Here is a 23,682-nt window from a genome sequence, read left to right as displayed (position 1 = left end):
GGTCAATCAAACCCCGTGATGTGGCGGCAGCTCAAGTCATTCGTACCCGTGGGCAACGGGGAATAGAAAATGCCTGTGGAGTCGATGCGGCGGGGGCGGGGGTCACTCAGTCTAGCTGGCTGGCTGTGAAGCAGGAACTCTTTGGGGCGATCCAAGGAATCTCCACCCATATCGCCTAGCGATTGGGTGGAGAGGATGTCAAGAGCACTAACCCAGGGAATATAGCTTGATTGGGATTGATGATGTCCTCTACTTCGTGGCCAATGATGGCACTCGGGGCCTAGAGCTATGGCGCTTCAACACCTAGACCGCTTTCGTGGATGGTCAGCGATCGCCCCTGGGCTGTAGCCAATGGGCAAAGTCTGTGGTGAAGCGATCGCTGAGAATAGACTCGCGGATGCGCTGGGTGAAGCGGATCAGTTCTGTAATGTTGTGGATAGAGATGAGTGTATAAGCTAGGGCTTCCTGCGATCGCAGCAGGTGGCAGACATAGGCGCGGGTAAAGTTTTGGCAGGTATAGCAGGGGCAGTCGGCATCGATGGGCTGATGGTCGCGGCGAAATCCAGCGTTTTTCAAATTCCAGCGCTCGCCCTTGACCAGCGCATTACCATGGCGACCTAATCGGGTGGGAATCACGCAGTCAAACAAGTCTACGCCAGCAGCGATCGCCTGGGCCATTTCTCGATAGCTGCCCACACCCATCAGGTAGCGTGGCTTGTTCAAGGGCAGCAGAGGCGCGGTTGCCTTGACAATCGGCTCAATAAATTCTGCTGGTTCGCCCACGCTGACGCCGCCGATGGCATAGCCGGGCAGATCGAGCTCCACCAAGTCCCGGGCGGCCTGCTGGCGTAGATCGAGGTAGACGCCGCCTTGGACAATGCCAAACAAGGCTTGGTCGGGGCGTTGGTGTGCGGTGATGCAGCGCTTCAGCCAGCGGTAGGTGCGATCGGTGGCGGCGGCCACGGCTTCGTAGGTGGCGGGGTAGGGCGGGCATTCATCAAACGCCATGATCACATCTGCCCCCAACGCATTCTGGATCTGGATCGAGCGCTCCGGGGTGAGGTGAATCATCCGGCCATCCCGAGGCGATCGGAAGGTCACCCCTTCTTCCTCAATCACCCGCATGTCGCTGAGGCTGAAAACCTGAAAGCCACCCGAGTCGGTCAGCATGGGCCCATGCCACTGCATGAACTGATGGAGTCCGCCGGCTTCTTCCACAATCTCCTCGCCGGGCTGGAGATGCAGATGGTAGGTATTGGCCAGCACCATCTGGGCTCCGGTCGCCTTGAGCTGGGCTGGCGTCACGGTTTTGACATTGGCTAACGTGCCCACGGGCATAAACCGTGGGGTTTCAACGACACCATGGGGTGTATGAAACACGCCTGCCCGAGCATGGGTGGTGCTGCACTGTCCTTGACATTCAAACGAAAATCCCACGGTGGCTCTGCAATCCTTGCCGCGCTTAAGAGTTCTATCAGTATGCCCGGTTCACGGTGTCCTGGCAATTCGCAGGAGCGATCGCTCCCCTAGATGTTGATAACGGATGCCCGGCGGCATGGATCTGCTCAGATCTTGGCAGAGATGGTGATCTTGGCTAGAGAGAAAAGTTGTCTTCATCATCCATGCGCATGTCCCATCCTGCGGACAGAACTTCAGCCACCACGGCCTCTAACGCGGCGGCATTGAGGTTGCGGGTGGTTTGTTCTTGGAGTGGATTGGACAACGGCAAGAGACGCAAATGCCAATCATCTTGTATTAGGTTGAACACAGCGCTGTTTTGAGGCGATCGCTGCAGCTCAAGATAGTCAAAACTTTGAACGTTCAAGTAGAGAGTGTGGTTAGCCACTAATGTCGATTGCCCCATATCTGAGAACACATCGACCACATACCCTTCTCCTTCGCTAATGACGTCGCCACCCTGTTGATAGACATAGTGAACCCGACCGAGATCGGCGAGGAGGCGGAGCATGTCTCGCTTGTTCACAATGATGCCCGTGTCAACAATACAAGGGGCCGGCAACTTGGTATGGCTGGAGGAATGGGAATCGTGCGTCATAGGAGGAAGCCTTGATGTAAATGAGGCGTAGCAGGGCAGGGGCAGCAGGGCGAAATCAGGGGGTGCTGATGACAAAGTCCAGGAAATTAGGGGCTATGACAGGAGAACCTTGGAATGGTAAATCGCCCCGTTGTGGTTTCTGAGATTGTGCCTAGGCATTGCTCAGAACTGCCATCACAGTGGGTAGACTATCAATCGTTATGAACGGACGACTAGTGTTGGAACTCCCAGGATGCGATCGCGTCACACCTTTAAAGGTGTGGACAAGCTTGGGCAGGGACGGCTCCGCATGGATGCGATCGCTTGGACGTTGGATGCCTCGATCTTATCTCACCATTCGCGCTCTGGCATGGTCAAAAGCCACTGAATTCTTTTCTGGGCAACGAGTTTCAACCAAAATTTAGGTGCTATTGCCCATCTCTGCACCTAAATGGAATGGTAAGCCTGATAGGGCTGACGTCTATCCTTTCCATTATTAAGTCCATCGGAACGATTAGCCCTCCGCTGTTTGGCTGAAGTCAACCGTTTAGCTAACGTCAACCGTCGAGACAACCCCAACCTCTGTGCCCTAAAACGGCGACAGACCGTCATGATTAGAAGAACTGGGTATGATGGTTGTCTACTCCGTATTACGGCTTGCCCTCATCCCGATCCGCGAAAAACACGATATATGGCGTTTGATCCTCTCAACGGGGGGGCATGGAAGGCGATCCCAGCGGCGATCGCCTCGTTTCCCCGGCAACTGCTGGCCGCTCTGCTGTTTTATACCCAGCTACCGTTAACACCGGGCACAACCCTGGCGTTTGACCGGGTGTCCTGTTGGGCCCCGGTGGTGGGTGTCCTGCTGGGGGTGGGGCTAGGTCTAGGGGATAGCCTGCTGGCGATCTGGCTGCCGGATCTACTCCGCAGTAGCCTGGTGGTTTGCGTCTGGCTGTGGATCACCGGCGGGCTACATCTGGATGGAGCCATGGACACTGCTGATGGCTTAGCCGTCGCTCCCGATCGCCGTTTGTCCGTGATGGCCGATAGTGCGTCGGGAGCCTTTGCGGTCATGGTGGCGATCGCCATCTTGCTGCTCAAGACTACGGCCTTGGCCAGTCTAGCCCAGGGTCATCTCTTGGCCCTGACGGCGGCGGCAGGGTGGGGGCGCTGGGGACAACAGGTGGCGATCGCCTACTATCCCTACCTGAAAGCCACCGGCAAAGGCGCTCTCCATCAAGCAGCCCTGCGCTCCGGTTGGGATCTTCTGCCAGGTCTGCTGCTAATGGTGGGCGTTTGTGCTTTACCCCTGGGGACGGGTGGCTCTGCCTGGCCCCTAGCCCTGCTAGCGCTCACGGGAGGGGCGATCGCTCCCCTGGTGGCCTATGGCTTTGGTCGCCAACTGGGTGGCCATACCGGCGACAGCTACGGAGCAGTCGTAGAATGGACAGAGACGCTGATCTTGCTCGTGTTTGCAGCGGGTTATCCATCGTGACCCCTGTAAAGAAGGCTAGTTACTGGTCTTGTTGACCCATGTTCAAGTTCGCCCTGGTGTAACCCTGCCATGTCCTCGAATCCATCACCGTCGTCCCTTGAAATTTGCGCCCAGCGCCTAGGCATTCCCACGGTGCAGCGCCATGTGCTGATTTGCGCAGAAGCCTCTAAGCCAAAATGCTGCGACCTGGCTGCTAGCTTAGAGTCTTGGAACTACCTGAAAGCCCGATTGGCTGAACTCAAGTTAGATTCAGCGATCGCTGGTTCACCCATTTCTGTGTTTCGCACCAAGGCCAACTGCCTGCGTGTCTGCCAACAGGGGCCTATTCTGGTCGTTTACCCCGATGGCACCTGGTATCACAGCGCTACTCCTGAGGTGATTGAGCGGATCATTCAAGAGCATCTGATCCATAACCAACCGGTGGATGAGTACATGTTCTTACACCACCCCTTGCCCAGCCCGGCTCAGCATCATGGTGCTAACGATCATGATGCTAACGATCACGATGCTGATGATGATCAGACATCGGCAGAATCCTTGCTCACCGCGACCCATGAGGCGGATGTCTGCGATGGGAGTGCCTGATCTTGGAGGGCTCGTGTAGTGTAGTGCGCATTTCTAAACGTCTTGGAAGACTAAACTGGGCACTATGCCGCCATACATTGTAAACTGCAGGTCAAGAAACGCAAAAATGCTCCCATGACCTCTAGGGCAGGCGTTAATATTTGAAAGATAAGTGGCGCTATACTGTATCATGAGACGTCGGTCATTGCATCGGCAGTTCTACCAATGTTTCATAGCATGTCTATGCAAGCTCTTATCAGTTCAGGGGCATTCTATGCAGAACTGACGTCGATGTGCTCTCCCATTCATTAGAGATCTGGGTGATCTTGATGCATTGAATGGCAATCTTGATTTAGATCTACAAACTTCTGTGATTTGGCTAAATCACAACCCAGGCTGTGATCTATCAGCTAATCTTGAGAGTTTGTAGAGAATTCACCTTTTCATCTCATTATTTGGCTTAAAAAGCCTGATTTAGTTAACGTAGACCTAGGCATAGCGGTGGTAAAGCATGACGGAAAGAAGCGCAGGGGAACAGAAGCGGCTTTTGCTTATTGATGATGACCCAAATCTTATCCTGTTAGTCAAAGATTACTTAGAATTTCGCGGTTATGAAGTCATTACTGCGGAGAATGGTCGTGAAGCCCTAGAGGTTTTGGAAGACGATATTCCTGATCTGATTATTTGTGATGTTATGATGCCGGAAATGGACGGGTATTCCCTAGTGGAGCACGTTCGCAAAGACCCGCGCACCAGTTGGATTCCGGTCTTATTCCTATCTGCTAAGGGCCAGAGTCAAGATCGCGTGAAAGGTTTGAATACTGGCGCAGATGTCTATATGGTGAAGCCTTTTGAGCCGGAAGAGCTTGTGGCTCAAGTGGAAGCATCGCTCAAGCATGGCGAGCGCCTAACCAAGCGTAAGGATCGCGGCCCAGATGATGGGCCTAAGATTCACGTGCCTTTTGATGTGGAGCTGACGCCAACGGAATTAAAGGTGGTGCAGTATGTCGCTCGGGGTATGGCTAACCGGGAAATTGCCGAAGGGCTGAGCGTGAGTCAGCGCACCATTGAAAGCCATGTGAGCAATATGCTAGGCAAAACTGGTTTGCATAACCGTACCGAGCTGGCCCGCTGGGCGATTGAGAACAGCATGGCCTAACGCGATACCAACGTGGTCTTAAACGCCTCTCAGCCTGGGTTGAGGGGCGTTTTCGCTAGGGTAGAGACTCCCGTTGTTACAGCTCTACAAATTCGTAGACCACCGCGCCGGAGTCGGGATCATTGGCTAGCCCGACATAGCCGGACTTAAACATGGTGCGCAGGGTTTTTTCAGCTTCGTCAAAGGTGCAGCCGGTGGCAATGACGGCTTGGGTGACCGATAGTCGGCCATTGTGGTTATGGGCTGCTTTAGCTAGCTCAACCATCAATTGGTCAGCCGTGCGGGGGCGTGCGGGGGGCATGACTTGGGCGGGCGTGTTAGAACCGTTGAGCGGCACTCCGTAGGGAGACATGCCTAGCTTCGCTCGGATGTCAGCATTATGGGCTTCGACCATGTCGGGAATGTAGAAGAGGTCGATGATTTGCCCAATTCCAAAGAGCCCGAACGTGATCAACCAAACAAAGCCAGACACATAGCGTTTGTTATAAAAGCGATGGAGACCCGCCAGCCCAGTTAGGGGCCAGACTGCCCAGAGAATGTAGGCGACGGTTTTGTTGTTCATGCTGCTCATGATCGAAAATTGTGCCATTCAAGGTGGAACATCACGTTATGAGATTTCGACGTTGAAATCTAACGGGTACGAGTACGAACAGAGGAGCAAGCGAACGGCAATAGATGAATGGCGATCGCCTGCGCTGAGTCTATTCTAACGAGCGTCATTTAGGGCCATCTTAATGAATACATCACTCTTAGCATCCCGGATTCCTAACGCGATCGCTTCCCTGTCTAGGTCTGCTCTTTGGCTACGGATGGTGATGGTGGGTAGCTTGGTAACGGGGGGAACGTTATGGTCTTTGGCAGCGATCGCCCAACCGACCTCTGAGCCTGACAAGACGCGGGAGAACCTATCTCCCACCATAGCTTCAGACTCTGCTCACGGGCTGGAGCATCAGCCGGTTCGTCATCTGTCCTACCTGGAGCGGAAGGAGGAGCGATCGCTCTTAGTCTATGGCGATGGGGCCTGGCCTGGAGACAGCCAGGCGCTGCATCTGTCTCCTGTGACGATGGAAACGGATGAGACGATCCAGACCCTCGATCGTCATGCCCAAGCGCCTGATTCGGAAGCGCTTGAGCCGCTAGATATGTCCCCAAGTTCCAGTGATGTGCCGCCGGTTGAGGCCAGTACATCACCAGTAGCTGCCCCACCAGTTGATGATCCTGCGTCGTTGATTGAGGTCGAGGCGACGCCAGAGGGAGAACATGTAACGCCAGATGACGCCGATCTAAGCCTAGAAAATCCTGAGGAGGCCGATAAGCCTAGAACACCGACTACTTCCGCCAAGCCAGAGGCAGCGGATGAGGACTCTCCCACGTCCCGCCAGCAGCTTTTGATCCATGCCGATCGCCTCTTCCAGCAAGGACGGCGGGAAGAAGCCGAGGTGCTGTATCGCCAAGCTAAGGGGCAGGGGTTCACCAGGGCAGAAGATCGCGATCGCCCCTTACCCTATCGCGATCCGGCCCAACTGTCTCCGGCGGCGGGGGTCTACTGGCGGGAGGCTCTGGAGGGCCAGACCAGCAATTTAGAAACCCGCATTTTGGTGCCGCTGGAGCTGCTGACAGAAACCGAGCCCGCGTTCATTCCCGGCCATTTGCTCTATGCGGAGATGCTCAGCGCCTACGATCGCCACGCCGATGCCGTTTTGGTTCTAGAGCGAGCGGTGAATCTATATCCCCATGATGCCGAGCTGGCCCAGGCGCGGGTAGCAGCTTTGGTGGCCGATGAACAATGGTTGGAAGCCTCGTTAGCTGCCCGCCAATTTTCCTTGTTCAACCCCGATGCGGAAACGGCGGAGGAGATGGGCATCTTGGCGGATGACTATCTGGGACGGTTTCAGTCGCGACTGCGCAATCGACTGCGGGCCAATGCGATCGCCAATGTGTTTACCGGGGCGATTGGCTATGCCTTGACTGGGGGCTTATTTGGGCCATTTTCGGCTCTTGAAACGACGATGTTGATGCTGCGGGGCGAGTCAGCGGTGGGAGAAGCGATCGCCAACCGTGCCCTGAACCGTTTAGATATGGTTGAAGACGAGGAGGTTGTGGCCTACGTCAATGAGATTGGCCATGGATTAGCAGAACTGGCTGGACGAGATGAGTTTGACTATGAGTTTTACGTGGTCAGAGACGAGACCTTGAATGCCTTTGCCTTGCCGGGGGGCAAAATTTTTATCAACGCTGGAGCCATTTTGCAAAGCGAGTCGGAAGCCGAATTGGCAGGCCTGATTGCCCATGAACTGGCCCATGCCGTGTTGTCCCATGGGTTTCAACTGGTGACCCAGGGCAACCTGACGGCCAATCTTCTGCAGGTGGTGCCCTACGGCGGGCTGGGTACCAATTTACTGGTGTTCAGCTACAGCCGGGATATGGAACGCCAGGCCGATGAGTTGGGCACGCGCCTTTTGGCAAGTTCGGATTATGCCGCCGATGGGTTGCAAAACCTGATGGTGACCCTGCAACAAGAACAAAGCGATCGCCCCGTTGCCCCCGTTTGGCTATCCACCCACCCAGATACCTCCGAGCGGATTGATAGGATGACCGATCAAATCCAGACCAACGGCTATAACCCCTATCGCTACGAAGGAGTCGAACGTCATCTACAGATGCAGGCGCGGGTGGCGGCCCTGCTGGAAACCTCGCCGGAGTTTGTATCTACTCCTAAAAAGCCTCGGATATGACTAGGATCCCTATCGTCCCGTGGCCATGCGGGTGGTGCGATAGGTGACGTTGGCTCCGTCGTGGAGTTGTTCTAGCACCAACAGGGGAGTCGGTTTCGCTTTTTGATCCCAGTGGAGGGTGGCAATTTTGCTTTGAATTACTGGCTGCCAGTTGTCTGCTTCTCCCCCCGGACTCATGAACTTAGCTAGGCAGTCAATAATCTGGCGAATGGTTTCCGAGGTGGGCTGGGTCGGTAACTTGGTCAGCTTAATTTGAATGCGGAACAAGACCCGCGTGACTTTCTTAGGAGAGTTGTGGAGGTTATATTCCACGTCAAAAATTTCGTCTACCAACCGTCCACCGCTGGCAATACCGACAATGCCGCCGCGATCGCTTTGAGTCGGACGCAGGGCCACAGAAATCTTTTCCTTCACCTTGATCTTGATCTGATTGACAATGGCGAATTTGAACTGCTCTTCTTCCATCCGCATCCGCAGATAGTCGAGGTTAAATTCCCGCGAGTGAATCAAATCTGGGTTGCGCTCCATTTTGCTGATGGTTTGGAGGGCGAGCCGCAGTTTTTTCTGAAGTTCACGATTCTTAAACTCTTCAAACCGCTTTTGCTTGGCAATCTTGTCAAGTTTTCGTTTGCCGACTACGCCCCCTGCAACCAGCAGCACCAACAGCAATCCCGATGAAATCATCCAAGGGGTTGAACTTTGCAGCAACCCAGATGGGGTTGCTTCAGGTGTTTGTGCCAGGCTGGTGCTGACCAAGACGAAGGAGACTGACATGGTGGTTATGCACTGAGGTTTAAATAGGATGTATTCAATAGGTTCCTACCCCAAGAATGCCCGATTATCCGGGTGAAATCATCAATTCTCAGGGGATATTATGCACCCAACCCATGGCGATCGCTCAGAACAGCTTTGGTGAGACCTGTCCGACCATTCTAGCCTGTTGCCTCCCTTCTGAACGTTGGCTATGGGACAGAGCCGGTTTGACTCAGGGCGATCGCTCCCAACGGCCTCGGCTGGACTAAAATCCGCTAGACTTAGACGGAAGAGGTGTCATGGGTGCTTAGACGTAGACTCATGACTTAATTAAAAGTTTCATCTTAGTATGTTTGACGAGAGGGCGATCGCACCTGTTCCGGCTGCCCTCACGCTACATTTTTGCAATTAGGAGCATGTCTATGGCTGCAATGCGATGGCGCACCGTGTTGGCGTCGCTTTTGCTGAGTATGGTGCTGTTGACTACGGCCTGCAGTACTCAGCCCCCCTCGCCCTACGAATCGATTCAGCAGGAAACCACCGGGCGCAATGCCCCGGAGGCTGTTTCTGAGGATGCTTTAGCGGGCAGTAATTTCAACCGTTTCTTTCCTGCCTCCGCCAATGGCTTAGAGGTGGTGCCAGCCCAAGAGAAGCAAGGTTTTGCTGAATATAAGCTCAACCAAGGAGGCACGACGGTCGCCATGCTGTCCATTAACGATACGACGAGCAATCCTGCCTCTGCCCAGAAGTTTGCGGATAGTACGGAGCAAATTGCTGGTTATCCAGCGGTGGATATTGGCTCCCAGCAAACGGCAATTTTGGTGAGCGATCGCTTTCAGGTTAAGGTACAGTCGCGGGATGATTCCTTTGCCCGGAGCGATCGGGTGGCGTGGCTAGAACAGTTTGACCTATCTGGATTAGCGCGCTTAGAGTAGCGGGACACCTTGTTCGATCGTATCCCTTTCTGGAACTCTCAGGAGATCAATGTGAGTAAGCCAATTTATGAACTGGTAGACCAGTTGCCCACCCGTGGCGTTACCGTTATGTCGTTACGGGCGCTGGATTTTGTGATTCCTAAACAGTGGGATAACTTAGTTGGTTTTGACCATACCATTCGCACCGTGACCCGAGAAACCGATCCGGCGCTGGTGAAACAGATTGCTGAACGAGCGATCGCTCTATATAACGACAAGTCCCAGGGCTATCAGCGGGCCCTATGGCTCTACCAAACGGTGGACTCAGCCTCCGGAGCCCTAGGTACAGCCGCCTTGGTCAACAAAATTGGGCAAGATATTTCATTCCTCGGGGTGTTGAAAAATCTAACGCCCAAGCCAGAAAAAGCCCAGACCCTCGACCTTTGCGTCAAGCTGGTGGTGGAACTGGTGGCATTTTGCCAAATTAACGGCATTCCTGGAGACAGCATTGGCGACTTTCTGAAAGCCTTGGCAGACTATGGCGGCGAATCGCTGATGCGGATGGCAGCCTTAGTTTGTTTTGATGGTTTGGTGCCCCTTGGCCCAAGCTTTGCTGCTAAGGGACTGCAAACTCTCAAGTCTATGCAGCCGTCAGACCTTACCCAAAATTCCACTTTTAAGGCTGTAGGATCGATGATTCCAGGGGATAGCCCTAAGGGTCAGCTTCACTTCGTCACTGAAAGTGTGGAATCAACAAAGGGCTGGATGGAGAAGTTTGTGTCTTCGAAAAACCTAACGCCGGATGCGGTGGTTGACAACTTAAGTAAGTTTGTGGATGTGTCGAAAGACAAGTTTGACTACATCGGCGCATTTTTAGATATGTATTCCAAATACTACGAGCATACGGGGATTCAAACCTTAGCCCGCCGTTTGATTGAACGGGCTGTGGCGGAAATCTAACCGATATCTCGAAGGCAGGTTCGATCGGATACATTCGAGTAGATACATTCGATCGAATACAGAACGACTGTCTAACAAAACGCGATCGCTCCTACAAAGAGTCGTACAAAGAGTTGTAGTGCCGTGAGGCGAAGCCGTAACGCACTGTCTCGGCCTGGTGCGTTAACGATAGCGCAACGCATCCTACCTAGGGTTTTCTACTCATAACGTCATGGCACTCAGGTGACCCGACGTCTTGAAGGTAGGGTTGATTGGATCTATAGCTAAAAACGCGATCGCTCCTGATGGGGGCGATCGCGTTTTTGCTTGCGAGAGGATATGTGCGACTTAGACGAGCCTAGCTAAAATCACGCAGCATCTTTTTAATTTCGATGTTGTGTAATTCTTCTTGACCAATCATGGTGCGGGCAAACTCTTCCAGATAAATGCTGGCATCTTCCACCACGGTTAAAAGCTCCTTATAGAGCAACAGGGCTTTTTGTTCGTGGTTGAGGCTTTCCTGGAGAATGTCGTGGACGGTATGCTGAAACGTTTCCTCCATCGGGGCAATTTTCAAACTGGGATGGCCTTCCAATCCCGTTAAAATTTCACCTACCTGTTGGGCATGGAGCAGAGACTCGGCAGCTTGGGCCTTAAAAAAGTCCACGATGGGGATGCGGTTTGGGCCGGTGACCATGAGGGAATAGTGGGTATAGCGCACCACGCCAGCGAGTTCAAATTCCATGATGGTATTGAGCAGGGTGGTGGTTTGGTCGGTATTAAGATCTTTCATGCAAACGCTATGCTGGGTCAATCAATAAAGAATGGGCGAGGGGCAGGTCGGATGACCGCCCGGATCGAAAGCGACTTACATCGCTCGTTGGACATCTGATACCGAATCGTTGGCGGATCGCACGATGTGCTGGGCGAGGAGACGCGGCACATCTTGAGGTTTGACTTGGCTATATCGTGCTTTGTCGGGCATAAAGACAAGGTGCGGACCAGCCTTGCATTGTTTCATACAGCCCACTTCTTTCACGCAGACATGGCTAGGGGTAGAGCGATCGCCCATGGCTGATTCTATCGCACTACATAGCTTGGCACTACCACGTTTACGACATCCCGACTTGCCGCAGACCAAGATGGTGGCTTGGGTGGGGGAGCGATCGCCCTTGCTGGTGCTTCTAGGGGCGGGAGGGGCCGGCATGGATGACTCTGTATTGCCCTGAGCCTGCAGAATGAGCCGATCGGCCGTGAACTTGCTCATGCCATACTTTCCAGGCTTTTGGTAGCCCGACACCTGCACCATGGCACCGGGCGACAAGCCGGCCGGCAACTGGGTGCGTAGGGTTTTATCAAGCTTGACGGGAAGGCCGCCCAGGGGATGGCTGAGCCGCAGCCCCTTGATGGTGCCATTGTCTTTGTAGTCTAGGGCGAGGACGGTGCCGGTGTAGGCAAAGGTTTGAGGGATGCGATCGCAGGAAACTACCATAGTTTGATCCAGAGTTTTAGGTGAGGGTTGACATCAGGTGAAATAAGTTCTCAATTGCTCAAGACTTGACAGGGTCGTTGTTACAGGGAATTTAATCTATAGATAGAGCCAAGGCGGTGCGGCCTTTTGGCGAGACTCTCGGGGTAGAAAACTTTTCATAAACGTGCCGGGCTTCGGCTGTTTAGCTAGGTGCCACCTAGGACAACCTGGGAATCAGTCTTTGAAGCAACAATTTTTTTCATTGTAGCTTGTTGAGATCTAATTGCATTAGATTAAGCAGACTTTCTTTAACAAGATTCATGGTTGCCCAGGCTGCTGGCTATGGGCTGATGGGCAACCTAACGAAAGCAAAGCCCGAACGTTGATGACGTTAGGGTCTCAGACCCTCACCTCCTGGGTGATGACGACTACCTCCAGGCTGAACAAGGAAGCTTAATGGGCGTTGCTGAATCGCAAGATGATGGGCGTTAACGAACCGTGAGTGTCTCGCTCACCCTTCATTCACCATCAAGGTAGTGGTGCAACACAGCTAAAAAAAATGCATTAGGAAATGCTTGCAAGTTTTGCTAAAAGATAATTTTCAGGTTTTTCCAATACATAACTTTAGATGGGTCTCACTGGTAGGGTGAGCATCTTGCTCACAGTCCGATGTCATACTTTCATTCAGCAATGCCGCATCATGATCGCTGGTGAACCCACAATATGGACAGGATGATGACGGGAATCACGGCATAGATCTCGCCCCTACGGTATAGACAAGATGATGGCGGGAATTAGGGAATACACCTTGGGTTCTTCGTGATCTTTCCAACCTTGATCCCTGAGGAATGCCTTGTTTTTGTGAATTTTCCTCGTCACACTGGAACTAGAGTCTGAGAGGGTTAGGATTGCTGAGTGCTGCCGTTGAGACTGCTTTGAAGCGGTCTTGGAAGCCATAACGTCATACTAGGTAAACGCCGATGATAGGGGACTATGCAATCGCCTGATCTCAAAAAACGCCTGTCTATGACTGTCCCGTTTGCCTATGCTTTCTGGAGCAGCTTATGGATCTTGCTGTCCGATCGCGTTCTGCTGTCGTTGGGGGCAACGCCGGAGCTGTTGGTGCGGGTGAGTATTCTCAAGGGATGGCTATTTACCCTGGTGACCAGCGTGCTCCTCTATCTTTTGATCCGTCGAGGAGAGCGATCGCTGCGGGAGAGCTATGCCTTGCTCAGCAGCATCATTGAGGGAACCACAGACGCCATCTTTGTCAAAGATATCCAGGGCCGCTATGGGTTGATCAATACGAGCGGTGCCCAGCGTTTGGGGAAATCGGCTGCGGAGATCATCGGCACCGATGACCGAGACTATGTGTCTGCCGAAGACTTTATCCAACTGCAAGCTACGGATCGGGCGGTGCTCGGTGCCAAAATGCCGCAGCAGCTTGAAGAAACGGTGACGATGCAAGGGCAGACTCTGACCTATCTCACCACCAAGTATCCCCTTTGTAACGTTGGCGGTGAGGTGGAGGGGCTGATTGGCATTGCGCGGGATATCACCGAACGGCAGCGGATGAAGCAAGAGCGAGAGGCGCTGCTGCAGGAATTGCAACGGAGAAATCGGGAGCTAGAAGCGCTCAACCTGGTGACAGCCAATGCCGTTAGCACCTTGGAGATAGATGCTCTGCTGCATGTTCTCCTCGATCGCTTAGTGACGGTGATGGCGGCTGACCTGGGGCTGATTTTTCTTGTCCAGGATGACGATCTAGTGCTCGCGGCCCACATGGGCGGTGCCAGAACCGATCAGTACAGCAGCTTTTTGATTAATCGAGAAATTGCTCGCATCATTCGGGCGACGGAGCAACTGCTGGATATTCAAGATCTGCGGCAAGATCCTCGCTTTAGCACCGATTCTGGCAATCTGCCCCAAACCCGCCATGTGTTGGGGGTGCCCCTCAAGCGGCATCAGCAGTTTGTGGGCGTTCTTCAGGTGGAATGGCATCAATCCCATGCTTCGACGGAGTCGGAGATTCATTTATTAGAAATCACGGCGGAACGCTGTGCGATGGCCTTAATTAATGCTCAGTTGTTTGAGCACACGCAGCAGTTACAGCAGCGTCTCCAGCTTCAGTTTGACCGCAGCCCCATTGCTTGCATCATCTGCGATCGCCAGGGCCAAGTTGTGGATTGGAATCCAGCCGCGATCGCTGTTTTTGGCTATTCTAAGGCTGATATGTTGGGCAAGGTTCCTGATGGGGTGTTGAGAATGGCGGGCGATCGCCGCCTGCCTGCACCCCTATCGGGTTTGGATGGAGAAACCTCTACGCCAATGCTGCAAGAAAACTGCACCAAGGACGGCCGCACCATTTTCTGTGAATGGCACCATACGCCTCTGCGACAAGGCAATGGGGAGGTGATGGGCACCTTGTCGATGGTGCAGGATGTGACGGCGCGGATTCAGGCCGAGGAGCAGCTTCGCTATTCGGCTTTTTATGATGCCTTGACCCAGCTTCCCCAGCGGCGTTTGCTGCAGCAGCGTATCCAGGCTTTATTAGACGAGAGTACGGCCAGCCAGCCCCAGTCGTTTGCCATTTTCCACCTCGATCTCGTGCGCTTTAAGGTGCTGAAATATAGCCTGGGGCACCAGTTGTCCGAGCAGTTGCTGATGGCGATCGCCACTCGCTTGCAGACGAGCCTACCCGCCCAGGGAATGCTGTCCCGAGTGGGCACCGATGAATTTGCTATCCTCCATGAAGCGATCGCCTCCCTGCCAGAAGCTATCCAATTTGCGGAAGACCTACAGCGCGACTTTAGCCAACCTTTTAGCTTGGGAACCCACACGGTATTTATGCAAATTACCCTGGGCTTCGTCTTGCGCCAAGAAGGTGACGACGACTCAGAGGCCTTGCTGCAAGCGGCCGACATTGCTATGCACCATGCTCGGCTGAGAAGCTCCACGGGCTATGCTGCCTTCGACCTAGAGATGCGTACCCAAGCCCTCGATCGCCTCCGGTTAGACAGCGAAATGCACCGCGCCCTCGATCGCCAAGACTTTCAGCTCTACTACCAGCCGATTATCCAGGTAGAAACCAGACAGCTCATTGGCTTTGAAGCATTGCTGCGCTGGCGGCATCATCAAGCCTGGATCTCGCCGGTAGACTTCATTCCCCTCGCCGAAGAAACGGGCTTCATTGTGCCCTTGGGAACCTGGGTGCTGCGGCAGGCCTGCACCCAGCTCCATAATTGGCATCAACAATTCCCTGAGCATCCTCGCTTGGCCATCTCGGTGAACGTATCGGTGGCGCAACTGATGCAGCCTAATTTCCTCGATATTGTCGATCAGGTGCTGCAGGAGACGGGCCTGTCGCCCACTGGCCTCAAGCTGGAGGTGACGGAAACGGCGGTGATGGAAAATGCAGCCCAGGTGAGCGCGGTGCTAGAGCAGTTGAAAGCGCGCCACATTCGTCTATGTATTGATGATTTTGGCACCGGCTACTCATCCCTAAGCTATTTGCGCACCTTCCCCTTCGATACCCTCAAGATCGATCGCTCTTTTGTGATCAGTTTGGAACAGGATCCCAAAAGCCTAGAACTCATTCGCATGATTCGCCTTCTGGCTCGCAGCCTCGGCATGGATATGGTGGCGGAAGGGGTGGAAACCCAAGCACAACTCCAACAACTCCAGGCCCTGGGATGCGAAGCCGCCCAGGGCTATTTAATCTCGCGCCCCATTCCTCCCTACCAGGCAGAAGAAGCGATCGCCCTTGGAGAATGGCCTTGGCCTACACCCCTTTGATGGACTATAGATCCCCGACTAAGAAGTCGGGGATCTGGGAGAAGTCGGGGATCTGGGTCGTTAACCCCTAAGCGCCGATCGCTTCCTTAGCGGCATAGAGCACCTCGGCGGTAATTTCGGAGATATTGCGATCGCGGGCAAATTTCTCCGTATTGCGTTTTACCTTACCGCGCACAAAGCCAGGAATACGGTTGAGTTCTGTCAAGCCATCCTTGCTCCAGCCCAGATCGGTATCGGCGGTCATGCCCTTGGTGATCACGTCCTTGGTGTCGTGGCCGCCGAAGATTTCCAGCAGATGGTCTTCCATGCCGAGGGTGAAGGAGTTGTAGACCAAGTCGGCGATTTGGTTGGTGCCTTCATAGCCCACAAACGGCTTGTAGCCAATGGGGAAGTTTTGGATATGGATAGGCGCGGCAATCACACCACAGGGAATATTCAAGCGCTTACCCACGTGCCGTTCCATTTGGGTGCCGAAGATGGCGGAGGGTTCAATGCGGGCGATCGCATCCCCAATGGCGGCATGGTCATCGCTCACCAAGACTTCATCGCAGTAGTCGCTCACCTGCTCCCGGAACCAGTCTTCATCATATTTACAGTAGGTGCCTGCCATCACCACATGGATGCCCATTTCCCGCGCCAAAATCTTGGTCATGGCCGCCGCGTGGGTATTATCGCCAAATACCACGGCCTTTTTACCCGTCAGGTTTTGGCAATCGATGGAGCGGGAGAACCAAGCGGCTTGAGAAACGTTGAGGGTTTGGTGGTTAATAAAATCTTCGTAGTCAACCCCAGCACCTTGGTCGTTTAAGATGCGCTGGATGGCGCGAATGCAGCGGGCTGTTTCCACCACGCCCATGGGCACAATATCGACCACCGGCATGGCAAACTCCTGCTTCAGGTAGTCGGCCGTCATGGTGCCTAGTTCGCGATAGGGCACGAGGTTAAACCAAGCGCGGGACAGATTCTTGAGCTGATGCACCGAGGCACCATCAGGAATTACGGTGTTGACTTCAATGCCCAGATCCGCCATCAGCCGCTTCAGTTCGGTGCAGTCGTGCTGGTTATGGAAGCCGAGGGTGGAGGTGCCAATGATATTGACGGAGGGATTGGCAGTTTTATCCGTAGGCAGTTCGTCGCGCTTGCGGGCCTTCTCGGTGTAAAACTGGACGATTTGCTGCAGGGTGCGATCGCCTGCCTGCAGTTCGTTGACGCGATAGTGGTTGACATCCGCCAGCATGACATCACCCTTGGACTCCATCTGGGCCCGATCCACAAAGTTTTGCAGATCTTCTTGCAGGATGCTGGAGGTGCAGGTGGGGGTCAGCACAATCAGGTCGGGCTGTTCTTCCTGATCCTTGCGGGTGATATTATCGACTACTTTTTCCTGAGACCCTCGGGCCAACACATGGCGATCGACCACACTGGTGGTCACGGGGGTGAAGTTGCGCTCCCGTTCCAGCATGGATCGCATGACGTTGAAATAGTCATCGCCGATGGGTGCGTGCATGATGGCATGGACGTTTTTGAAGGACGTCGCAACCCGCAGGGTGCCAATGTGGGCGGGCCCAGCATACATCCAGTAAGCCAATTTCATATCGCGAGATCTCCTATGGGGTCGTCAACGCAACCATCGAGGCTAACGAGGCTGATGCGTTGAATCCTGTTTTAGATTGTCTCAGAGAGAGCTGAGCTAGGTGTGGGATTAGTAATGTATCGTTGGATGACGCAAAATTTAGTAACAGATCGCGGGCAAGATCAGATCGCTGGACACGATCGGTAGGGCGATCGCTCTCCCCAATTACTGCCGTCTTCATCACTCATATCGTTTCAAGCTCCGAATCAGGGCAATGGCGCACCTGTCAGGATGGTGTGGATACTCCCAATCGGTGGCGCTACCTTCAGCTAGGCTCAGCTTTCTGCAGATATCCATCGATCAAGGCTTGCCAGGTGGCATTGGGTTGCCAGATGCGCTGTAAATCGGCCTGGGCGATCGCTTCATCGGTGGCTTGGCGGAGCCGACGGTAGAGATACATGAAGGCTGACACGCGCATATTGGCGGCGCAGTGGACGAAGATGCGCTGGTCGTGATGTTGGTCGAGGGCGGCAAAAAAGCGATCGCAGTCCTCTGGGGTCGGCTGTTCCCATGCCACGGGAATGGCGATATACTCCATGCCCAACTGGCGCACCAGCCCTGCTTCATCGGGCAAGGCCCCATCCGAGGTGGGCAGCGCTAGGTTGATCACCACCTGATAGCCGGCTTGCTGAATAGCCGTCAACTGCTCAGCCGTGGGCTGGCCAGCCGTGGCGATCGCCTCTGAAATCGCCAAAAATTGATAGATTTGCTGCAAATCTTGGGGCACACCCTTGTCCTTAAAAAAGTTAGGGGTAGCCTAACCTACCCCTTCTTGGTCGATCTTGGCGCTCTTGGCGCTACAGATCGTCTGGCGAGGTGGGCGGCGATCGCCTAACTGGGGCTGATCCGCTGCCTACCTCTAACCTTCATGGTTGACATTCAGATGTTGATATTCAGAGTCTGACATGGTGCATCTAGCTAGAGCCAAGCTAGCAGTCAGGGAGAAGACGTCAAGCAGGCGATCGCTTCTCCCCGACTTGTAGACCGTAGCGATCGCGCGCTTACTTAGGCGCTACTTTTTCCTTGAACAGCTTGCCTGCAGAGAAAGCCGGAACGGTGGTTGCCGGAATCTCCATAGCTTCACCTGTCTTAGGATTCCGACCTTCGCGAGCTTTGCGTTCGCGCGGTTCAAATGAGCCAAAGCCCACGAGGGTCACTTTTTGTCCAGCAGAGACGGCATCCATGATCGATTCAATGGCTGCGGTTAGCACTGCATCAGCTTGTTTCTTGGTCACATTCGCCTTTTCAGCGACTGCATCCACGAGTTCACCTTTGTTCATATGAAATCTCCTTAGATCTATCTCAACACGTGTTCAACGCCGTGATTGGTATTTCGAGTCGTCGTAAGACCGTCGTAAGACCATGAAGTTTCAGTCTCGCTGGTAAAACGGCTGAAACTCCCACAGACTCGAAATTTTACTGACCCATTCTAAGGGTTACTTCAAAGTTATGGAACGGCAAAACCTTTAATTTATGTAGATCAGGGGTTTTTTTCGCCATTTTGGGGTCAATTAGCCGCCAATCTGCGCCAAAGATAGGACATTTGTTCCATTTTTGTTGCAGAGTGTTAAGGAATCAGCAGATAGTCCAGGGCAGATCCCTCGCAGTACCAGACGGTTGACTCATCCAACTGACTCGGAAAATGGGAAGATTTGCATGGGATGTCTCGATGGTCGATCGCTCCCTCGGTGGTCAAGGGTGATCAGGGCGATGGCGATCGCGGTGTTCCCATCAAGTGTTTGTCAACAAAGTGTTAGTCAACGTTAGGGAAAACGAGGCGATCGCCATGGCTCAGACAATCAGCGATATCAGCGTGAAAACAATGGACGGGCAGGACAAGTCCCTCGGTGAGTACCAGGGGCAGGTGCTGTTAATTGTCAATGTGGCGTCCTACTGTGGCTATACGTCCCAGTATGGCGGCTTAGAAAAGCTTCACCAAACCTATGGGCCGCAAGGTCTACGGGTGTTGGGTTTTCCCTGTAATGACTATGGCGCTCAGGAGCCGGGCAGCAATGAGCAAATTAAAACCTTTTGCAGCACCAGCTACGGCGTCAGCTTTGACCTGTTTGATAAGGTTCACGCCAAGGGCCCACAGCAGCATCCCCTCTACGCTCGGCTGACGCAGGTGGAGCCGGTGGGCGAGGTGGGCTGGAATTTTGAGAAATTTTTGGTGAACAAGCAGGGCGACGTGGTCAGTCGCTACCGCAGCAGCGTCACCCCCGACAACCCGCAACTGGTGCGAGCTATTGAGCAGGAACTGGCAGCCTAGGAGCCGCAGGCTGGGTTCATCCCTGTGCCATTCCACTGGTAGACGGACAACCCTCGAAGACCCTCACCCCAAACCCCTCTCCCAGGTCGGTAGAGGGGCTTTGAAATCACCTGAACCTTTCTGGCTCTCCTTCAATCAGTCCATTTCGTTCTGTAATGCTCTTCGGTGGTCATCGTAGTGGTGAGGAGCGATCGCCCCCCAGGTTCCATTACAACCCATGACGACTCTCCGCTCCTTAGTGGTCTGGTCTCTAGCCCCGGCTTACTATAGGGGAGAACGATGGGGGAGAGTTGTTTCAGCGGGCTGAATGACCATGCTGCTTGTGTATTGGATATGCTGCCTTGTGGGCGGCCTGTTTGTGCTTCTGGCCGTCGTGGGCGGTCTAGATGGCGCAGAGTTTGACTCGGAATTTGAGATGGATGTCGGAGCCGATCGCCGAGATGAGGAGGAGCGATCGCCCCTGCGTCGGCGTCGTGGCCTGTGGCTGCCGATTTTTAGCCTGCGCTTTTGGACGTTTGGCACCTGCTTTTTTGGGCTGTCGGGGATTCTGCTCTCTGCGACAGAGATGGTTGCGGCGACGGTGGTGCTGACGTCTGTCGGGATTGGGGTGATCTGTGGCAGTATAGTGGCGATCGCCCTGCGACAACTGGGTCGCCGCCGCATCGATAGTTTAGTGCGTTCTACCGACTATGTCGGTCTTTCAGGAACGGTGGAAATTCCCTTTGATGCTAATAGTCGAGGCAAGATTCAGCTTCAAATTCGCGGAACGACGTTAGGCGTTATGGCGCTGACGGACGATCCCAACGGATTTCAGGTGGGCGATACGGTGTTCATTGTCAGCATGAGCAAGAATCGCGTTTGGGTGGTCTCTCAACAGGATGCGATCGGACAACTGCCGGATGCTGCCCCGCCCGATTGCCCCTAGGTGTGAGGTGCAAGCTAGATGTAGGTTCTACTCTGGCACCTTCTGGAATCTGTAGCGGTTTTTCAAGTCCCTTCATCCTCAATGGTTGTTATGACTAATTTTCAGCTTTATTCCATGACGGGCTTCCCGCCAGTCCAAGCTAACTATGTTGCCCAGGTTCCCGGTAGCGCTCCGGCCCCTGCGCGCCGCAATGATGATCAGCTGAGTACCGCGTTGCCCATCGCCTTTTCCCTGTTTTTTGTGGTGTTGGTGATTTGGTTTCTCAACAACTTTTTGAAAATTTGCAATCCCAATGAAATCCTCATTCTGTCTGGACGCAAACACCGCACGGATGAAGGACAAGACCAGGGCTACCGGGTGATTTTTGGTGGGCGGGTGATTGCTATCCCCATTCTAGAAACGGTGAAGCGCATGGATATGACCACCATTCCGGTGGTGGTGGAAGTGCGCAATGCCTATTCCAAAGGGGGAACACCGCTGCATATTCAAGCGATCGCCAATGTGAAAATCTCCAGCAACCGTCAGCTTGTGGGCAATGCCATCGAACGATTCCTCGATCGCGATCGCTCCGAGATTACCCGCGTGGCTCGCGAAACCCTAGAGGGAAATTTGCGGGGGGTGGTGGCGCTGCTCACGCCGGAGCAAATCAACGAAGACCGTTTGGAATTTGCCGAACGCATGACCAGTGATGTGGCGAAAGACCTCTCTAAGCTGGGTTTGCACATTGATACCCTGAAGATTCAAAGCGTGGCGGATGATGTGGACTACCTCAGTTCCATCGGGCGGCGGCGCATTGCTCAGATTGTGCGCGATGCGGAGATGGCAGAGTCGGATGCTGTGGCCGAAGCCGAAAGCATTGAAGCTGGCTGTGAACAGCAGGCCGAGGTGGCCGAACGGCAGGCCATGGCGATCATCCAATCCAAGCAAAATGAGCTGCGCACCATTAAAGCGGAGCTAGAGCAACAGGCGAAGTCGGAGGAAGAGCGGACGGATGCAGCCGGACGGGAAGCTCGGGCTCGGGCTGAGCAACTGTTGCAAACCGTGCGGGCGGAGTTGGAACGTCTGCGCCTAGAAGCCGATGAAGTGCTGCCTGCTGAAGCCGATCGCCAGGCCAAGGAACTCATGGCCCGAGGTCATGCAGCTCCCTTGGCAGAAAATGCCAAAGCCTCTGCCCAGGTGAACAATCTGCTCAATCAGGTGTGGATGGATACGGGGGCTAACGCGTCCGAGGTGTTCTTGATTCAGCAAATTGAGATGGTGCTGAAGGAAGCGGCCCAAATTCCCCAGCGGGTGGAACTGCACAACATCAACGTGATTGACAATGGCGACGGGAAAGCGATCGCTAGTTTGGTGAATGCCTATCCAGAAATGGTGCGTCAGTTCCTAGAACGGGTGGATCAAACCCTCGGTTTAAATGTCACCAGCACCCTCAACCGTCAGCGCCCCCAAGCGCAGCTTGCTAACCCCTCGACCCCCTCGATACAGGAGTCCTCCCAATGACCGCTATTATTGTCACCATCCTAGGATTGTTGGGCTTAGGTACCGGAGCCACGGTCTTTATCATTCGCAATCTCTACTATGTGTGCCAACCCAGTGAAGTGCTCATTTTTGCGGGCAGTTCGCGCACGGTGAGCGATGGTCGTCGTATTGGCTATCGCTTGGTGAAGGGGGGCAGCAGTCTGCGAACGCCTTTGGTGGAACGGGCTCTGCGCATGGATCTCAGCAACATGATCATCGAGCTACGGGTCTCCAATGCCTATTCCAAGGGCGGCATTCCCCTAACCGTGGAAGGGGTGGCCAACATTAAGGTGGCGGGGGAAGAACCCACCATCCACAACGCCATCGAGCGTCTGCTGGGCAAGAGCCGTAAGGAAATTGAATCCATTGCCAAGGAAACCCTAGAGGGTAATCTGCGCGGTGTCTTAGCTAGCCTCACCCCTGAGCAGGTGAATGAAGATAAGATGGCATTTGCCAAGAGTCTGCTCGATGAAGCAGAGGACGACCTGGAGCAAATGGGCCTGGTGCTGGATACGCTGCAAATTCAGAATATTTCTGATGAGGTGCGCTATCTAGACTCTATTGGTCGTAAGCAAAGTGCGGATTTGCTGCGCGATGCCCGGATCGCAGAAGCCCAAGCGCGGGCCGAATCGGCGATCACCTCGGTCAATAATGCGAAGCGCACGGCCCTGAAGCGGTTGGATCGCGACATTGCCATTTCCCAGGCCGATGCCGAGCGCCGTATGCAAGATGCCAAAACTCGTCGTCAAGCGTTGATTGCCGAAGCCGAAGCAGCGATCGCCTCTGAGGTGGCCCGCACCCAGGCCGAACTGCCGGTGCAGCAAGAGCGCATTAAGCAGGTGATTCAGCAACTGCAGGCGGATGTGGTGGCTCCAGCGGAGGCAGACTGCAAACGAGCGATCGCCCGTGCCCAGGGGGATGCCGCCAGCATCATTGAAGATGGCAAGGCCCAGGCCGAAGGGACGCGCCAACTGGCAGAATCCTGGAAAATGGCTGGCCCCAATGCTCGGGAAATCTTCCTGCTGCAAAAGCTAGAGATCTTGCTGAAAACCATGAGCGCCACGGTGCCGCCGCTGTCGGTGCAAAATGTCACGGTGATTGATGCTTCCCAAGGGGGAACGGTGCCACAGTTGGCATCCTTGAATGAACAATTGCGTGCTTCCACCGGCATTGACCTAGCTCAAACTGTCCGCAATCTCACCCGCTCGGAGGAGCAGCCGCCCTCCAGCTAGCGTTCCAGTGCTTCCATGGCGAACTTGTCCATACGGCCGGGGCATATAGTCTGGGATGGTTGATCCCTAGTCCCCAAGGGGACTAGGGATTTTTGCTTTTCTTAATATTTCTACTCAATCCGAGGTGGGTCTAGATGGGGCATGAATTCGGCTGGATTGTGGCCCTAAAGGGAGCGATCGCCCCGTTTGATCCCGGTGTCAGTTTTGACGTAGATTGTCCTACTAGCACCACCTGTGAATTTCCA

At 54.1% G+C, this 23,682-nt stretch carries 22 protein-coding genes; 13 read left to right on the top strand and 9 right to left on the bottom strand.

Annotation, left to right across the window (positions count from 1 at the left end; genetic code table 11):
* Positions 1 to 324: 324 nt before the first annotated feature.
* Together tgt and JUJ53_RS18360 are read right to left on the bottom strand one after the other, a co-directional pair.
* Positions 325 to 1,437 carry a tRNA guanosine(34) transglycosylase Tgt gene (gene tgt, locus JUJ53_RS18365; RefSeq protein WP_204153488.1) on the bottom strand — a complete coding sequence of 371 codons (1,113 nt, stop codon included), beginning with the start codon at positions 1,435 to 1,437 and terminating at the stop codon, positions 325 to 327.
* A gap of 157 nt (positions 1,438 to 1,594) precedes the next feature.
* Positions 1,595 to 2,056 (bottom strand): hypothetical protein, encoded by a 462-nt coding sequence (locus JUJ53_RS18360; RefSeq protein ID WP_204153487.1) that lies wholly within the window; start codon positions 2,054 to 2,056, stop codon positions 1,595 to 1,597.
* A gap of 232 nt (positions 2,057 to 2,288) precedes the next feature.
* On the opposite strand from JUJ53_RS18360, the gene JUJ53_RS25200 reads away from it, so the two are divergent.
* The 4 genes from JUJ53_RS25200 to JUJ53_RS18345 all read left to right on the top strand — a co-directional run bounded on the left by JUJ53_RS25200 (position 2,289) and on the right by JUJ53_RS18345 (position 5,253).
* Complete coding sequence (locus JUJ53_RS25200; RefSeq protein WP_275415801.1) at positions 2,289 to 2,423, top strand: hypothetical protein; 135 nt, start codon at positions 2,289 to 2,291, stop codon at positions 2,421 to 2,423.
* Positions 2,424 to 2,726: 303 nt separating this feature from the next.
* Positions 2,727 to 3,530, top strand: coding sequence for an adenosylcobinamide-GDP ribazoletransferase (cobS, locus tag JUJ53_RS18355; protein WP_204153486.1), 804 nt, complete (start codon positions 2,727 to 2,729; stop codon positions 3,528 to 3,530).
* A gap of 69 nt (positions 3,531 to 3,599) precedes the next feature.
* A complete protein-coding gene (locus JUJ53_RS18350) occupies positions 3,600 to 4,115 on the top strand; it encodes a ferredoxin (protein WP_343327989.1) in 516 nt (171 codons plus the stop codon).
* 490 nt (positions 4,116 to 4,605) lie between these two features.
* On the top strand, positions 4,606 to 5,253 hold the full coding sequence (locus tag JUJ53_RS18345) for a response regulator transcription factor (protein ID WP_204153485.1): 648 nt from the start codon (positions 4,606 to 4,608) through the stop codon (positions 5,251 to 5,253).
* A 76-nt stretch (positions 5,254 to 5,329) separates the two neighbouring features.
* Here JUJ53_RS18345 and JUJ53_RS18340 read toward each other — a convergent pair whose 3' ends face one another.
* Complete coding sequence (locus tag JUJ53_RS18340; protein WP_239125190.1) at positions 5,330 to 5,842, bottom strand: TM2 domain-containing protein; 513 nt, start codon at positions 5,840 to 5,842, stop codon at positions 5,330 to 5,332.
* 145 nt (positions 5,843 to 5,987) lie between these two features.
* Between JUJ53_RS18340 and JUJ53_RS18335 the strand changes: the two genes are divergently transcribed.
* Positions 5,988 to 7,988, top strand: coding sequence for a M48 family metallopeptidase (locus JUJ53_RS18335; RefSeq protein WP_204153484.1), 2,001 nt, complete (start codon positions 5,988 to 5,990; stop codon positions 7,986 to 7,988).
* 9 nt (positions 7,989 to 7,997) lie between these two features.
* Here JUJ53_RS18335 and JUJ53_RS18330 read toward each other — a convergent pair whose 3' ends face one another.
* The gene (locus tag JUJ53_RS18330) at positions 7,998 to 8,762 is read right to left on the bottom strand and encodes a hypothetical protein (RefSeq protein WP_204153483.1); all 765 of its coding nucleotides are present in this window, start codon (positions 8,760 to 8,762) and stop codon (positions 7,998 to 8,000) included.
* 56 nt (positions 8,763 to 8,818) lie between these two features.
* Between JUJ53_RS18330 and JUJ53_RS18325 the strand changes: the two genes are divergently transcribed.
* The 3 genes from JUJ53_RS18325 to JUJ53_RS18315 all read left to right on the top strand — a co-directional run bounded on the left by JUJ53_RS18325 (position 8,819) and on the right by JUJ53_RS18315 (position 10,615).
* Entirely contained in the window at positions 8,819 to 9,010 is a 192-nt protein-coding gene (locus JUJ53_RS18325) for a hypothetical protein (RefSeq protein ID WP_204153482.1), read from the top strand.
* Positions 9,011 to 9,163: 153 nt separating this feature from the next.
* A complete protein-coding gene (locus JUJ53_RS18320; RefSeq protein WP_239125189.1) occupies positions 9,164 to 9,676 on the top strand; it encodes a hypothetical protein in 513 nt (170 codons plus the stop codon).
* 51 nt (positions 9,677 to 9,727) lie between these two features.
* Positions 9,728 to 10,615, top strand: a complete 888-nt coding sequence (locus JUJ53_RS18315) for a hypothetical protein (protein WP_204153481.1) — start codon at positions 9,728 to 9,730, stop codon at positions 10,613 to 10,615.
* A gap of 337 nt (positions 10,616 to 10,952) precedes the next feature.
* On the opposite strand, the gene JUJ53_RS18310 is transcribed toward JUJ53_RS18315, so the two are convergent.
* The gene (locus JUJ53_RS18310; protein WP_204153480.1) at positions 10,953 to 11,387 is read right to left on the bottom strand and encodes a ferritin-like domain-containing protein; all 435 of its coding nucleotides are present in this window, start codon (positions 11,385 to 11,387) and stop codon (positions 10,953 to 10,955) included.
* A 75-nt stretch (positions 11,388 to 11,462) separates the two neighbouring features.
* Positions 11,463 to 12,086 (bottom strand): (2Fe-2S) ferredoxin domain-containing protein, encoded by a 624-nt coding sequence (locus JUJ53_RS18305; protein ID WP_204153479.1) that lies wholly within the window; start codon positions 12,084 to 12,086, stop codon positions 11,463 to 11,465.
* Between the two features lie 972 nt (positions 12,087 to 13,058).
* On the opposite strand from JUJ53_RS18305, the gene JUJ53_RS18300 reads away from it, so the two are divergent.
* Complete coding sequence (locus JUJ53_RS18300; RefSeq protein WP_204153478.1) at positions 13,059 to 15,860, top strand: EAL domain-containing protein; 2,802 nt, start codon at positions 13,059 to 13,061, stop codon at positions 15,858 to 15,860.
* A gap of 67 nt (positions 15,861 to 15,927) precedes the next feature.
* Here the strand turns inward: JUJ53_RS18300 and bchB are convergent, their stop codons facing one another.
* The 3 genes from bchB to JUJ53_RS18285 form a co-directional block, all read right to left on the bottom strand.
* Positions 15,928 to 17,454 carry a ferredoxin:protochlorophyllide reductase (ATP-dependent) subunit B gene (gene bchB, locus JUJ53_RS18295; RefSeq protein WP_204153477.1) on the bottom strand — a complete coding sequence of 509 codons (1,527 nt, stop codon included), beginning with the start codon at positions 17,452 to 17,454 and terminating at the stop codon, positions 15,928 to 15,930.
* 304 nt (positions 17,455 to 17,758) lie between these two features.
* On the bottom strand, positions 17,759 to 18,220 hold the full coding sequence (locus tag JUJ53_RS18290; protein WP_343327988.1) for a protein tyrosine phosphatase family protein: 462 nt from the start codon (positions 18,218 to 18,220) through the stop codon (positions 17,759 to 17,761).
* Positions 18,221 to 18,494: 274 nt separating this feature from the next.
* Positions 18,495 to 18,773 carry an HU family DNA-binding protein gene (locus JUJ53_RS18285; protein WP_204153476.1) on the bottom strand — a complete coding sequence of 93 codons (279 nt, stop codon included), beginning with the start codon at positions 18,771 to 18,773 and terminating at the stop codon, positions 18,495 to 18,497.
* 506 nt (positions 18,774 to 19,279) lie between these two features.
* Here JUJ53_RS18285 and JUJ53_RS18280 point away from each other — a divergent pair.
* The 4 genes from JUJ53_RS18280 to JUJ53_RS18265 all read left to right on the top strand — a co-directional run bounded on the left by JUJ53_RS18280 (position 19,280) and on the right by JUJ53_RS18265 (position 23,437).
* Positions 19,280 to 19,762, top strand: coding sequence for a glutathione peroxidase (locus JUJ53_RS18280; RefSeq protein WP_204153475.1), 483 nt, complete (start codon positions 19,280 to 19,282; stop codon positions 19,760 to 19,762).
* A gap of 313 nt (positions 19,763 to 20,075) precedes the next feature.
* Positions 20,076 to 20,687, top strand: coding sequence for an NfeD-like protein (locus JUJ53_RS18275; protein WP_204153474.1), 612 nt, complete (start codon positions 20,076 to 20,078; stop codon positions 20,685 to 20,687).
* Between the two features lie 90 nt (positions 20,688 to 20,777).
* Complete coding sequence (locus JUJ53_RS18270) at positions 20,778 to 22,187, top strand: SPFH domain-containing protein (protein ID WP_239125188.1); 1,410 nt, start codon at positions 20,778 to 20,780, stop codon at positions 22,185 to 22,187.
* Positions 22,184 to 23,437, top strand: coding sequence for an SPFH domain-containing protein (locus JUJ53_RS18265; protein ID WP_204153473.1), 1,254 nt, complete (start codon positions 22,184 to 22,186; stop codon positions 23,435 to 23,437). The genes JUJ53_RS18270 and JUJ53_RS18265 overlap by 4 nt, the downstream gene beginning before the upstream one ends.
* Positions 23,438 to 23,682 lie beyond the last annotated feature (245 nt).

It is taken from the genome of Leptolyngbya sp. CCY15150, assembly GCF_016888135.1.
Lineage (GTDB): Bacteria > Cyanobacteriota > Cyanobacteriia > RECH01 > RECH01 > RECH01.
Note: the sequence above shows the minus strand (reverse complement) of the source record. Positions and strands in the feature narration are given on the sequence as shown.